Below are 14008 nucleotides of genomic sequence, written 5' to 3'. Positions count from 1 at the left end.
TGTATGCGCGGAAAATAATCGGGAAAGGGAGCCAGACCGGGCCGGTTTTTGCCCATCCCGGCCGACCGCACCCGTGTTGGCAATCTGGCAGGACAGGTATTCGCACCATGAGGGTGCAACGAAAGGCGCATGGCGGGAGCAACGGTGTTCAGGCGCTGTTGTGCTGCAGCGCGGCTGACCCGGCGGTCATCCGCGTGTGCGCGTGATTAGCAGGCACGGCCTGGCGGTCGCCAGACCGTGGGGTTGCAGGAAACAGTCCAGGTGACCGCCAGAGGGACGAACATCGTCTCTGCCCTGACGTCACGAACATCCTTCTCTAGGATTGGGTACTCGCCAGATAAGAAAACGCGCTGAGCAGGCTGATCACCGTATCCATTCGCTCCGCCTGATATTCCACAGTCACCGCATCAATGCGCGTAACGCCCGGAATCAGGCTAAACAGATCGGCCAATACGGGTTTGCTGGCCTGAAGCTGCATGCAATAAGGTGCCGTCAGGCGCGTCGTGCTGACCGAAGGTTGCTGTTGCAGCGCAGCGCTTGCAGCGGCGCATATCGCACGTTGTGCCGCTTTGGGACTGATGGACTCCGCGCAGGTATGGGAAATAGCGCGTTTTACACAGACATAATCAACCGTGGGATAAAATTCTGCTATCCAGTGCTGGAGCTGATCGTCGCCCGTGACCAGCAACAGTGGTGTGCCATGCTCGGCGGCGGCGGCGGCATAAATGTCGGTTTCCCCCATCACCAGGCCATTGATATGGATACGCCAGAATGCACGGCCATTAATGGTGTGCGCCAGTACGCCAGATTCGCCTGCCGCGCTGTGATAGCCCACCAGAAATAATCCATCGAAGGTTTGCTGCTCTATCCCTTCAACCATCGAAAGGCCGCGAGGTTTGCCCTGCACCAGTCGGGCGCGCGGGTCAATATTTTCCGCACGCAGATTGGTCATTTGCGCATGGCTGTCGGCGACCACCACCTCCGTTGCGCCCCCCGCGAACGCGCCCTCAATCGCAGCATTCACTTCCTGTTCCATCAGTCCCCGGGCCAACTGATATTCCGGGTTGCCTGGCGTGCATTGCTCCGGGCGCATCACGCCCGCAATACCTTCAATATCAGCAGAGATAAAAATTTTCATGCGGTTAATTTGTCCAGAATCTGAGTCAGTGAGGGGCGATGGTGACCACGAAAGCCGGTAACAGCCTCCGCGCTCAACAACGCATCCAGTACAGCCTGTTCGGTTGCATCGGCGGCGGCGGCAAGCAGCGGCTCCAGCGTGTCGTCCTGCGGCGGTTGCGGCAGAGGGTGCGTTGAAAATGCCAGCGCAATATCACCCGAACCATGGCCCCAGTAACTGCCCAGCCGTCCAAGACCGGCACCGGCACGCTTCGCGATGCGCTTCAACTGGCGCGCATCCAGCGGCGCATCCGTGGCCATAATCACAATGACAGAACCGGCATCACGCTGCGGTGCGTCACCCGCCATTAGCGGCGCAATCCTTTCACCCAGCCGCACACCGTCAAGCGTGAGTGCGCTAAGCGTGCCAAAATTCGCCAGCACCAGCACCCCGAGCGTTGCGTTGAGCGACGGAATAACACGCGAGGCCGTGCCAATCCCGCCCTTAAGGTTAAAACAGCTCATTCCGCGCCCTGCACCGACGCTGCCGCGCGCAAAGTCGGCCGCAGCCTTGTGCAGTGCTTCCTGCGCCATCGCCTCGCTGATGGCCAGCGCCTGGATATCATTGAGCCAGCCATCGTTGCACTCCAGCGCCAGGGGATTCACCGTGGGTAACGTCCGCCCCAGCTCCGGATTACGACTGATGGCATCCCGTACCAGCGTGGTAAACAGGGTGCCCACTGCCAGCGTGTTACTGAGCAAAATCGGCGTCTGCAACACGCCAAGCTCTTCGACCTGGACCAGCCCGACCGGTTTCGCAAAGCCGTTCAGGACGTCGGCCCCGCATGGCAACGGCGTGAGAAACAGATTGTCGCCCGGCGGTACGATAGCCGTTACGCCAGTCTGCCTCTCTCCGTCATTCAGCGTGTAATGTCCAACGCGCACACCAGCAACATCGCTGATTCGATTGGTGGGCCCACATGCGCTGCGCGGCTGCCCTAACGTTCGCGCATTACGCCAGCGATCCAGCAGCAGATCGCACTGCAATTGTTGAAAATCCATGGTTAGCCCTTGAGTTTCGGGTCGAGCGTGTCGCGCAGCGCGTCTCCGAGCAGGTTAAACGCCAGCACGGTGATAAAAATCGCCAGTCCCGGAAACACGCTCATGTGCCATGCGCCCGCCATCATCATGCTACGGCTCATTGCCAGAATATTACCCCATTCAGGGACATCCGGTTCCGGCCCAAGGCCAATAAAGCTTAAGCCCGCCGCGGTGAGGATACTGGTGCCAATGCGCATAGTGAAATAGACAATCACGCTGGAAAGCGTGCCGGGCAGAATATGGCGCAGGATAATGATTCTGTCTGGTGCACCGGCACAGCGCACGGCTTCAACATAGGCAGCCTGTCTTAATGAGAGCGTTGAAGCACGTACAATACGGGCAAACACGGGAACGCTAAATACCGCGACCGCGATAATCACATTGTTCAGGCCCGTACCAAGAAGCGCCACCACCGCAATGGCCAGCAACATGCCTGGGAACGCGAACAACACGTCGGCACCACGCATGATCAGCATATCAACCCAACCGCCGTAATAGCCTGCCAGTAAACCCAATACGACCCCGACAATCATGCCAAGCGTCACGGACAACACGCCAACATAGAGTGAGATTCGCGCCCCATAGATAATGCGACTGAGCAGGTCGCGCCCCAGTTCGTCGGTTCCCATCCAGTGTGCGGCGCTGGGCGGCGACGATAACGCCATCCAGTCCGGTGCCATCGGGTCCCAGGGTGCCAGCCAGGGGGCAAAGATCGCCACCAGGATCAGCAGCAGCACAAATCCGCCCGAAACCAGCGCCAGAGGGTTACGCACAAAGGCATGCAGGAAATCACGCCACGGCGAACGGATGACCTGAGGCGGGTTTTCAGTCAGCGATTGCATACTCATCTTGGCTCCTGTCGCAGACGAATGGCCGGATTGACGACCGCATACAGCAGATCGACCAGCAAATTAATCACAATAAATTCGAACACGAACAGCATCACCAACGCCTGAATAACCGGTTGATCCTGCGCCTTGATCGACTCAATCAACAGCCAGCCTAACCCCGGCCAGTTGAAGACGCTTTCCACGACAATGGAGCCGCCCAGCAGAAAACCGAACTGCAAACCCAGCATGGTAATCACCGGGATGAGTGCATTGCGCATCACATGTTTCCACGTCACCAGGCGGTTACGTAGTCCCTTGGCTCTTGCGGTGCGCACGTAATCTTCCTGCGCCACTTCAAGAAAGGCCGAGCGGGTAAACCGCGCCATTACCGCCGCCACAGAAGCCCCCAGCGTAATGGCAGGCAGGACAATATCGCTGGCCTTGTTAAAGCCGCTGACGGAAAACACCCCAAAGGGCATCGCGACGAACTGGATAAGCAACAACCCCAACCAAAAAGCGGGCATGGAAATACCGCCAACCGCCATGCTCATCAGCGTCCAGTCTTGCCATTTTCCCCGCTTCAGTGCCGCCAGCACGCCCAGCACCAGGCCGAGAATCACGGACCAGGCGAAACCCGCTAAGGCCAGCCACAGGGTTGGCATGAAGCCCTGCTTAATCACCTGCAGCACCGGTTGCTGGGTTCGGTACGTCGTGCCCAGATCGCCATGCAACAGGCTATCGATCCAGTGGACATACTGCTGCGGCAGAGAATCGTTCAGCCCGAGATGCTGTCGCGCCGCTTCGACGGCCTCAATGGGCGCATCCGGTCCCGCGTAGATGCGTGCCGGGTCGCCCGGCAGCAGCTTGATAAAACCGAAAACCAGCAGCGAGACCACCAGCAAAACCGGGATCATCTCCAGTAATCGGCGAATGATGTATGCAAACATGCCATTCCTTGAAATGAGGTGCGACAGGCACCCTCAGGTTCCTTGCCCGCACAGGGCAAAGAACCTGAAGGCGATCCGCGTCTTATTTAAACGACGCCTGAGTGAAGAGCAAATTGCCATCCGGCAGCATCGAAACGCCGTTCAGGGTGCTGCGTTTGCCAACCAGATTGTCGGGTGTGCCAAGGAAGGCCACTGGTGCATCCTTCCATAACAGCGTCTGCGCTTGCGCATAGGCAATGCCACGCTTTGCCGGATCGGCCGTCGCCAGCCCGGCGGCAATCGCTTTATCGACATCAGGATTGCTGAAATAAGAGACATTGTACGAGGTGGGCACCCAGGATTCTGTGGCAAACAGCGGACGCAGCGCCCAGTCGGCATCGCCTGTGGACGTCGACCAGCCGCCATAATAGAGGTCAAACTCTGCCTTTTTCGGGTCCTGTACGCCCCACAGCTTAGCGTTGCGCGTCCCCGAATCCATTGGTGTCACCGTGGCACGAATGCCCACCGTGGCCAGTTGCGCTTTCAGCACCTGAGCGGCGCGCACGCTGGCCGTGGCATTGGTGACCCAGAGCTTAAGGTCCAGGCCATCAGGATAGCCCGCCGCTTTCAGCAACGCTTTAGCCTTGTCCGGTGCATAGTGGTAATCCGGATCGGTTTGTTTCTGATAGAACTGAACCCCTTCCGGCATCGCGGATGTGGCCGGTTTGCCCAAACCGGCAAAGGCCACCTTCAGCCACAGATTACGGTCAATTGCATAGTTGATTGCCTGACGTACACGAACATCCGCCAGCGGCTTGTGCTGCGTGTTAATCGCCATGTAATAAAGATAAATGCTGGGATCGCGCTGAATCGAAAGTTTGCTGTCCTGCTTCACGGCAGCGATCAGATCGGAAGGCAACGGCCAGATGGCATCCACCTGACCCGATTTTAACGCTGCCACCCGTGTGGCATCTTCCGGGCTGGGTGAGAAAATGACATGATCGACTTTTGGCCATCCCTGCTGCCAGTAACCGTCATACTTCGCCAGCGTCACCGCTTTGCCCTGTGTCCAGTTAACAAATTTAAACGGGCCGGTTCCCACTGGATGCAGTCTAAGTTGAGCTTCGTCCGGATACTGCTTCAGAATCGACGGGCTCCACATCACCGCAGAAGGATGCGCCAGCGTGTTAATAAAGGCACCAAACGACTGATTGAGATCGATTTTGACCTGGTCGGGTGCCAGCACCGTGACCTTGGCGATCATTTTGTACAGGCTGTTGCGCTTGAGCCCTTTTTTCTGGTCGGCGAGGCGATCAAGGTTGGCTTTGACGGCGTCGGCATCAAACGGCGTACCATCCTGAAAGGTAACGCCTTTACGCAGCGTCAGCGTAAATTCCGTTGCACTGTCGTTGGAGGTATAACCGGTCGCCAGCCAGGGCTGCAGCTTCATGTGGGCATCAAACTGGAACAGGCGCTCAAAGATGCCGCTCTGCACCGAGTAGCTGACATTATCGGAGGTATCGTGCGGGTCCAGTCCCGTAATATCGGCATACATTGAAATACGCAGATCCTGGGCCTGCGCGGTCATGACCAGCGTCGTCGTCAATGCGAGGGCGAGCGAAGTACGGCGAAACAGTGTTTTCATAAAATCTCCTGGTCGTTGAGGATTATCGCAATGCAATGCCGTCAGCAACCCAGTGCTGGGGCGCAACCTGCCGATAACGGGGTTTAGTGACCGTTTCACCCACCTTTCGCAACGGCGAAGGGATTTCGCTGTCATCGAAAATACGGGGCTGACGGTTCTCGGGGTCCGCTACCGGCACGGAGGCCAGCAGACGTTGGGTATAAGGATGTTGCGGCTGATTAAATACCGACTGGCGCGGCCCAAGCTCCACAATCTGGCCGAGGTACATCACCGCCACGCGATTGGCAATACGCTCAACGACCGCCATATCGTGAGAAATGAAAATCCATGCCACGCCGGTTTGCTGCTGGAGATCCATCATCAGATTGACCACCTGTGCCTGAATCGAGACGTCAAGGGCCGATACCGCTTCATCAGCAATAATCACTTTCGGTTTCAGCGCCATCGCGCGGGCAATGGCGATACGCTGGCGCTGGCCGCCAGAAAATTCGTGCGGATAACGACGCGCGTGCTCGGGCAACAGGCCGACACTTTTCAGCAACGCATCGATTTGCGAAGAAGCCTGCTCCAGCGAGGACACCATGCCATGTAACAGCAACGGCTCGGCAATGGTGAACCCCACGGTCAGGCGCGGATTCAGTGAGGCATAAGGGTCCTGAAACACCATCTGAATTTCACGACGCAGCGGCTGGAAGGCCGCCTCTTTCAGGTGCGAGATTTCCTTTCCTTCGAAGTGAATGCTTTCGGCATCACTGTTGATCAGGCGCATCAGCGCACGCCCGGTGGTCGATTTGCCGCAGCCGCTTTCACCCACGATCGCCAGGGTTTCACCCGGCCACAGGCTGAAATCAATCTGCTCAACCGCATGCACATGATGTGTATGGGTCGAGAAAATGCCGCTGCGGATGGGATAGTAGACTTTCAACCCGCGCACATCCAACAGCGGCGCCCTGTCGTAGCGAGCGGTATGCTGCTCGTCTTGTGCCGCGTGCCGGGCACCGAGCAGGGGAAAGCGTTGCGGCCACGCATAGTCGCGCATATCGCCCAGTTTCGGCACGGCCGCCAGCAGCGCTTTTGTGTACGCGTGCTGCGGGGCGGCAAAAATCTCTGATACGGTGCCCTGCTCGACCACTTCGCCCCGCAGCATGACTACGACGCGATCCGCGATTTCAGCCACAACGCCCATATCATGGGTGATAAACAGAACGGCCATCTGCTTCTCGCGTTGCAAATCACGCAGAATATGCAGAATGCGCGCCTGCACGGTGACATCCAGTGCCGTAGTGGGTTCATCGGCAATAAGAAGTTGCGGATCACATGCCAGTGCCTGCGCAATCATCACTCGCTGGCGCATACCGCCGGAGAGCGCGTGCGGATAGCTCTTCATCACACGATCCACATCGGCGATACGTACCTGTTGAAGCAATTCACGCACGCGCGCATGGGCCTGTTTCTTGTCGTACTGTTGATGATCGCGTAAGGCTTCAGTGAGTTGATCATCGATGCGCAGCACCGGATTCAGCGAGGTCATTGGCTCCTGAAAGATCATCGCCATTTCACGACCACGCAACGTGCGGCGCTGAGCATCATCCAGTGTTTCCAGCGCATGCACTTTCCCGCCGCGATCGCGAAACTGCATACTGCCGCGATCGATACGGCCGCTGTTCGCCAGCAAGCCCATCACGGCCAGCGAAGTGACTGATTTACCTGAGCCGCTCTCACCCACTACGGCGACAATTTCTCCCGGATTAATGGCGAAACTGATGCCTTTCAGTGCCTGGTTCTCACCACTGCGCCCACGAAATGAGACGCTGAGATCCCGAATGTCAAGCACCGGTGCTGAACAGGCGGCACCTGCGGCTGGGGAAGTGTGTCGTGTGTCCGTCATGGTCGCCTCGTCGCGTTATAGCCAGATACGGCCTTCGGAGTAGTTCAAAAAGGGAGAGCTGTCGGCGGCAAGCCAAATAGGCCCATCTAAGTCGACGTGCTCTGCGTTGACCGCCACGGGCAATGCGGCTTCCATCGCCAGTGATGAGCCCAGCATGCAGCCGACCATGATGCGCATATTCTGCTTTTGCGCTTCATCGACCATCGCCAGCGCTTCCGTCAGTCCACCGCACTTATCCAGTTTGATGTTGATCATCTCGTAACGATTACGCAGTCCGGCGATATCCTCCCGCGTATGGCAACTTTCATCAGCACAGACGGGAATCGGATGATTGAAACGTTGCAGGTCATGATCCTGACCGGCGGGAAGCGGTTGCTCGACCATCGCGATGTTGTAAGCCTGAAGCGCCAGCAGCAGGCTTTCCAAATCCATACCTGACCAGGCTTCGTTGGCATCGATAATGAGCGTGGCGCGCGGTGCCGCAGCGCGAATTGCCGCCACTTTTTCCAGCACCGCATCACGGTCGAGCTTAATTTTGAGCAGGATGGCACCACGAGATACGGCATCCGCCGCCGCCAGCGCCATATTTCCCTGGGTATCGAGGCTGAGGGTTTCCGCCGTGACCACCGACGATGGCTGAGAACAGGCACTGATTTGCCACAGCGTTTGACTGGCGCGTGCGGCATCCAGGCGCCACAGCGCACAATCCAGCACGTTGCGCGCGGAACCGGCGGGTAAACGGTGTTGCAGATCGTGGCGGCTCAAGCCTGCTTCAACGTCAGCGCGTACCGCTTCAAGCTCGGCCTGAACGCTGTCTGGCGTCTCATCGTAGCGCGCCGTCGGCGTACATTCGCCTTGCCCAATGAAGCCGTTTTGCTCAAGCGTGACACGGATAACCGTTACGCTGGTACGAACACCGCGCGAGATAGCAAAGGGCCGCGCCAGCGGCAGCGCTACCACGTCAATCTGCAACTGTCTCATCTCAACCACGCTCCTGCAGCAGCGCGGCGATCTCGTCAATACCAAAACGCACCGGGTCCGTTGCCGGTAAACCAAACTCGGCGCTGATTTCGGCGCAATAGGCACGCGCTTCTTTTTCAGGGTAATTAGAGGTGTTAATGGCAAAGCCAGCCAGCTGGACAGACTCACTGGTCACCTGCGCGGCACGCAGATTGGCTTCAACGCACGCTTTCAGGCTGACCATGGGCTGATGGGGTAAATGGCGCATATGGGGGCGACCCATTTCATGACACATGACCAGCCAGTGCGGTTGTGCACCGTGCATGAGTCCCATACTGACGCCCGCATAAGAGGGATGGAACAGCGAACCCTGGCCTTCAACGATGTCCCAGTGGTCATCATCATTAGCCGGGGACAGCGCTTCCGCCGCACCGGCAATAAAATCAGCGATGACCGCATCCACAGCAATCCCTTCGCCCGCAACCAGAATGCCGGTCTGCCCCGTAGCGCGAAAATCTGCTTTCATTCCGCGCTCGCGCATCGCCGCTTCCAGCGCCAGTGAGGTGTACATTTTGCCCACTGAACAGTCCGTCCCCACCGTGAGTATCCGTTTACCTGTGCGCTTCTTACCGCTGCCCACATTGAGCTTCGGACGCATATGACGTAAGTCAAAAAGCTCCACACCAAACGTCTTAGCAAGCGTTACCAGTTCAGGTTCGTCCACCAGACGATGATGTAATCCACTGGCAACGTTCATGCCCGCTTCGATGGCACTTTTAACCGTCGCCAGCCAGTGTTCTGGCAGATAACCTCCTGCGTTGGCGGTACCCAGCACCAGGGTTTTTGCGCCGCGCGCTTTGGCGCGGGGGATGTCGATCTCATCCAGACCCAGGCTGACAGTGCAGCCCGGCAGTTTAATTTCGCCAACGCACTGTTCCGGCCGCCAGATATGAATACCGCGCGCCGTTTTCGCCGCGAGTGGATCGGTAACATCACCAAGAAAAAGTAAATAAGGTTGTGGGATTAGCATGAGATTTCTCGTTTCAGACAAAGGTAAGGTTCTGAAACCACTATTTCATGCGTTTTGAAAGGTGACGAATGCTTGTTTAGTAGCAGGGTATAACGGCAGGCTATAGTCAGATAAAAAAGTGATGGTAACTCTGTTATTTCAACGTATCAGGATATAATTCGTTCCCAATAAAGGGCGAGCTATAGGAAAATCATCAGCCAGAGACAGAATGGGGCCATAAAGCTTTATGTCAGTCATTTCGACGAAATGCGGTTCACTTCAGCGTTGATGACTCCTTTACTACCTGCATCAACTTACGCCTGGGCATGGCGTTGCGCATGACGGGCAAAACAGGAGGCAGCCGATGATGCCGTGTTAGCTTTCCGCCGCGTTGTGAGAATCCCTTCTGCTTGTTCATACAGGTATCCTTATTTTTTGAAACAACGCGGCTGACAACACAGAGCAAATGCGGTGATTAAAGCTTGCCGGTCAGATATTGTGCTTCTCCATCCGCGAAGCTCCAGTCACCGGGTGCATTGGTAATAAAGCTGATCATCAGGTCTTTTCCGTCCACAGCACAATTTTCTGAAAGCTCCCGTGCCAGTTCCGCCATGAAGCGCGTTTTTTGCTCTTCACTCCTCGGGCTTGTAAACACCCGGACCATGACCAGGCGCTCGGTGCGTTCAAAACCCAGCCCGGTATCCTGGAACACCATCTGATAGTTTTTATTTTCATGAACAATCTGGTAACGGTCCCGTGCAGGAACGTTAAAAGCATTCAACACAGCCCGATGTGCAGCATCCAGCATTGTTTTGATTTCTGCGGCAGATCGTCCTTCAATGATGTCAAATGTTAGTAACGGCATAAATAAAACCTCGGTTGGCGCAAATCGCAAATGTATGATGTTGAGCAATGTTGCCGCCTGCTGTTGAAAATAAAAAGAGAAAGGGCTGAAATGATTATTCACTATTTTGAACAATCCCTATGAAAGCATTCAGAACGGATGGACTGTGGGTACATTTGTACTGGCTGACTGTACTCGCTGAAACGGGGAGTTTTACTCGCGCTGCCGACAGGCTGGAGGTCAGCAAGGCAGCGATGAGCCAAAAAATCAAAGAACTGGAGACGCTGGCCGGCACAGCACTGGTGCAGCGCACCACCCGCAGCGTCCGGCTGACCTCTGTCGGCGAGAAACTGGTGGATAATCTGCGCGATCCTTTTTCGCAGATTGAGCAATCCTTTTTAAGCATTCGTGACGAAACCGGCCCTGTGAGAGGACTGGTGCGCGTCAGTGCCCCGGTGGCTTTTGCGCGTCAGCAACTGGTCCCTATCATTGGTGATTTTGTCAGGGAATACCCGCAGGTAAATATCCAGCTGGATGTCAACGATCGTCTGGTGTCACTGACCCGCGAGGGCTTTGATTTGGCCATACGTCACAGCCAGACCCTTCCGGAAACCCATGTTGCGCTGAAATTGTGTGACACTCATGCGATTCTGGTTGCCTCCCCTGCTTACCTTTTGCAACACGGCATCCCTCAAAAACCCGACGACCTTGAGCAGCATAACTGTTTGTACTATCTGCGCGGACAGGAACCCCCGCGATGGCATTTCCACAAAGTGTCGGGCGGAAATGAAACCATGATGGTGAAGGGCTACGGAAATTTTGCCACCAATAACAGCGAATCCGTCCGCGATGCCGCATTGCAGGGACTCGGTATCGCTTTACTCCCTGATTTCAGTGCAAGAGCCGCGCTGGCTGCCGGGAAATTAAAGCAGGTGCTGCCGGCGTGGCGAACGGTAGATGCGTTTGCCGAAAGCTTATGGGTGGTGCGTCCTTATACTGCGCAGGTACCTAAGGCTGTAACCACTTTTATTCATTGGCTACGTGCCCGGTTTGCATAATCGTGCGAAGCCTCGTGATGGGATATGACGGGGAGCCGAAGGCTTAATATTTTTAACCTTGTAAAATTTTGCTCATTCAGAAAGACAGGCTCTAAAGAAAGATGTAACGGCTGGGCAATGTCATCCTCTGTTGTCTGGTCTGGGATCGCGATGTTGTAAACGGCGGCAATTTTCGTTCAGTGAGATCTGTGCGAAGCGCGAGCCACTTGTTCCCCCACCATCCCCAAAGTGTCGTTCAAAAACGTTGTAGGTAATCATGATGATTTCATCTTATTGAGGACTTAACCGTGGCAAAGAGGTTAAGCCCGATATACGGACAGGCTAAATCATGGCGAATGCGAGGTTCTTTTTTCAACCCTAAAAGAGATTCTCCGCGATGATTTCTGCTTTGTGCCAGAAGCGGACGTTACCTGACATTACTAATATCCAGAGTTTCATGCGCACTTTATTAACTGAATAAGCTTTACTTGCGCAAAATGCGTACATTGCCCATAATGAATGACCGTTCATTCATTATTTTTATGGCTCATTACCCTGGCAGCCAGGTTTTCAGGCCAGAAGCCGCACTGCACGGTAATGCTGCGAAGACAACGAAATCAAGGCAGGTAATATATGGTTAAGACTACTCTTCGACTTTCTTTTCCCCAGTGGCAGGGCGGAAACAATGCCCCCTATCATCTTGGCTCGCTTCTTCTTTCTTTTCTTGCTCCTGAAGCAAAAGGGCCTGTAGAGGAAGTCCCTGTTGCCGCACCCGGGAGCCAGTCACTGACCGAAGTAGACGGAATTACCGGCAAGCCTCAGATTATCGGACAGTTGAACGATGCGGCCAGTCTGATTGAAAAACATGATCCTGATGCTCTTGTCGTTTTAGGCGGTGACTGTCTGGTATCTCTTGCGCCATTTGCTCATCTGCTCAAAAAATACGGTGACAAGCTGGGCGTGCTCTGGGTTGATTCTCACCCTGACGTTCAGACAGCTGAACAGTATTCGAATGCCCATGCCCACGTGCTGGGTGCGCTTATCGGCACTGGTGACAAGGATTTGGTAGACCGCGTCACGCGCAGACTTTCTCCTTCAAAAATCATGGTCGCTGGCATACATGATCCGCTGGCTTATGAAAGCGATTATCTGGCCAGTCATAATATCGCGACATCAAGCCCTGAACAGGTTAAAGCCGGCGCGCATGAGGTGATGGAGTGGATCGCCCGTGAAAAAATCGAGTATCTGGCCATTCACCTCGATCTGGATGTGCTGGACCCGTCTCTTTTCCGCTCGGTCCTGTTTGCCCGTCCTGGCCGGGGAGAGCATGACTTTGGGGATGTGGCCGAAGGCAAGCTGACTATTGAGGACGTGCTCCGGCTCATTAATCAGGCCAGCTCTGTGGCTGAACCAGTTGGGCTTACCGTGGCGGAACATATGCCGTGGGATATGGTAAACCTAAAAAATATGCTCAGTGAATTGCCCCTACTGAAATAACCTGAACGGAGAGGGCCTGCATACGGTCTCCTCATCTCTGCGTCATTATTCTCTGAGTGCCGGTAAATACACCGAAGTCCTTTCGGCAACTATTATATGGTAGCGAAAATCCGGCCAGGAAAGCTTGCATCAGCATATTTGACGGAACGGCGGTCATATATTCTGCTGGCATACCGTCCGCAGAATAAAGCCGCGAAGGTCGAAATACGGTAACCCCTAAGGGCAGCCTCTGAAACAGGGCTACCGGCCTGACCGGTGGCTCTGACTCTGGCCCGGGAAATGAAAGCACGTTAAAGTGCCAGTATGAATCTACTTTCGAAGGCCGCTATGTTAAAGGACACCGAAACCTATCATAAGCTGATTACCGCCGCCGCCGCCTGCTTCGCTGAAAAAGGCTTCAGTGCTACCAGCGTGCGGGAAATCTCCACGCGCGCTGGTATCAGCCAAGGCGCTATGTACACCTATTTCAAAAGCAAGGATGAGCTTATTCGGGCCATTGTTCTGGAAGAGCAGAATTCGGCCCTGACGGCGCATGATGAGCCTTACACAGGTTCGCATTTTGATCGCCTGTGCAGACAGGTCGCTTCCTGCATAAGCGATGTGGGTTACCCGGTCACCCATCATCTCTGGGTTGAAATAATGGCGGAGTCTGCCCGTAATGCGGATTTGCAGAAAACATTCATTTCCAGCGACAAAATTATGCGGCAGGGCATTGCGGGTATCATCGAGAAAGGCATAGCGGCAGGCGAGTTACGCCGGGATCTTAATTCTGAAGAAGTGACCGTCATATTGTTTGCGTTTATAGACGGCCTCATTGCCCGCAAGGCGATTAACCCTGATTTCTCTTTCGGCAGAGATGTCCCCTCTTTCAGAGAGCTGATGGCAAAAATATTGTGTTAAGTCTTCTGTCACTCACTGAGAGGTACAGGGCAACGCGGCAGTGCCGGCATAGATAAACTCCCTGGCGCGGTTACTGTTGAGCTACCCGATCAAACGGCAGGACTCAATGAACTGACTGATCATCTGACTTACCGGCGGAATTTTTCGGATCATTCAGCGTATCTGCCAGTGTGTCCACTGTTCACATCCTGACACAGCACTACACGTGAGGCGAATACGCCATATTTTTATAACCGAAGACGACGTTCAGCTTTT

12 protein-coding genes are annotated in these 14008 nt (G+C 55.3%); 3 read left to right on the top strand and 9 right to left on the bottom strand.

Going from position 1 to position 14008, the window contains the following annotated elements; all coding sequences use genetic code 11:
- Positions 1-316: 316 nt before the first annotated feature.
- From A6A26_RS13400 to A6A26_RS13360, 9 genes are all read right to left on the bottom strand, one after another.
- Positions 317-1138 (bottom strand): M55 family metallopeptidase, encoded by an 822-nt coding sequence (locus tag A6A26_RS13400; RefSeq protein ID WP_063879188.1) that lies wholly within the window; start codon positions 1136-1138, stop codon positions 317-319.
- Entirely contained in the window at positions 1135-2178 is a 1044-nt protein-coding gene (locus A6A26_RS13395; RefSeq protein ID WP_063879187.1) for a DmpA family aminopeptidase, read from the bottom strand. Before A6A26_RS13395 ends, A6A26_RS13400 begins: the two co-directional genes overlap by 4 nt.
- Before the next feature lie 2 nt (positions 2179-2180).
- Positions 2181-3065, bottom strand: coding sequence for an ABC transporter permease subunit (locus A6A26_RS13390; RefSeq protein ID WP_063879186.1), 885 nt, complete (start codon positions 3063-3065; stop codon positions 2181-2183).
- The gene (locus A6A26_RS13385; RefSeq protein ID WP_063879185.1) at positions 3062-3994 is read right to left on the bottom strand and encodes an ABC transporter permease subunit; all 933 of its coding nucleotides are present in this window, start codon (positions 3992-3994) and stop codon (positions 3062-3064) included. The genes A6A26_RS13390 and A6A26_RS13385 overlap by 4 nt, the downstream gene beginning before the upstream one ends.
- Positions 3995-4076: 82 nt before the next feature.
- The gene (locus A6A26_RS13380) at positions 4077-5618 is read right to left on the bottom strand and encodes a glutathione ABC transporter substrate-binding protein (protein ID WP_063879184.1); all 1542 of its coding nucleotides are present in this window, start codon (positions 5616-5618) and stop codon (positions 4077-4079) included.
- Between the two features lie 22 nt (positions 5619-5640).
- Positions 5641-7506 carry an ABC transporter ATP-binding protein gene (locus A6A26_RS13375; protein WP_063879183.1) on the bottom strand — a complete coding sequence of 622 codons (1866 nt, stop codon included), beginning with the start codon at positions 7504-7506 and terminating at the stop codon, positions 5641-5643.
- 15 nt (positions 7507-7521) lie between these two features.
- Entirely contained in the window at positions 7522-8487 is a 966-nt protein-coding gene (gene dgcA / locus A6A26_RS13370) for an N-acetyl-D-Glu racemase DgcA (RefSeq protein WP_063879182.1), read from the bottom strand.
- A 1-nt stretch (position 8488) separates the two neighbouring features.
- Positions 8489-9496, bottom strand: a complete 1008-nt coding sequence (gene dgcN / locus A6A26_RS13365) for an N-acetyltransferase DgcN (RefSeq protein ID WP_063879181.1) — start codon at positions 9494-9496, stop codon at positions 8489-8491.
- 454 nt (positions 9497-9950) lie between these two features.
- Complete coding sequence (locus A6A26_RS13360; RefSeq protein ID WP_063879180.1) at positions 9951-10340, bottom strand: tautomerase family protein; 390 nt, start codon at positions 10338-10340, stop codon at positions 9951-9953.
- A gap of 119 nt (positions 10341-10459) precedes the next feature.
- On the opposite strand from A6A26_RS13360, the gene A6A26_RS13355 reads away from it, so the two are divergent.
- From A6A26_RS13355 to A6A26_RS13345, 3 genes are all read left to right on the top strand, one after another.
- Positions 10460-11377 (top strand): LysR family transcriptional regulator, encoded by a 918-nt coding sequence (locus A6A26_RS13355; RefSeq protein WP_063879179.1) that lies wholly within the window; start codon positions 10460-10462, stop codon positions 11375-11377.
- Between the two features lie 612 nt (positions 11378-11989).
- A complete protein-coding gene (locus tag A6A26_RS13350; protein ID WP_063879178.1) occupies positions 11990-12853 on the top strand; it encodes an arginase family protein in 864 nt (287 codons plus the stop codon).
- A gap of 327 nt (positions 12854-13180) precedes the next feature.
- On the top strand, positions 13181-13753 hold the full coding sequence (locus tag A6A26_RS13345) for a TetR/AcrR family transcriptional regulator (RefSeq protein ID WP_063879177.1): 573 nt from the start codon (positions 13181-13183) through the stop codon (positions 13751-13753).
- Positions 13754-14008 lie beyond the last annotated feature (255 nt).

It is taken from the genome of Pantoea sp. OXWO6B1 (genome assembly GCF_001641135.1).
Taxonomy (GTDB): domain Bacteria; phylum Pseudomonadota; class Gammaproteobacteria; order Enterobacterales; family Enterobacteriaceae; genus Pantoea; species Pantoea allii.
This window is presented reverse-complemented; position numbering and strand designations above follow the sequence as displayed.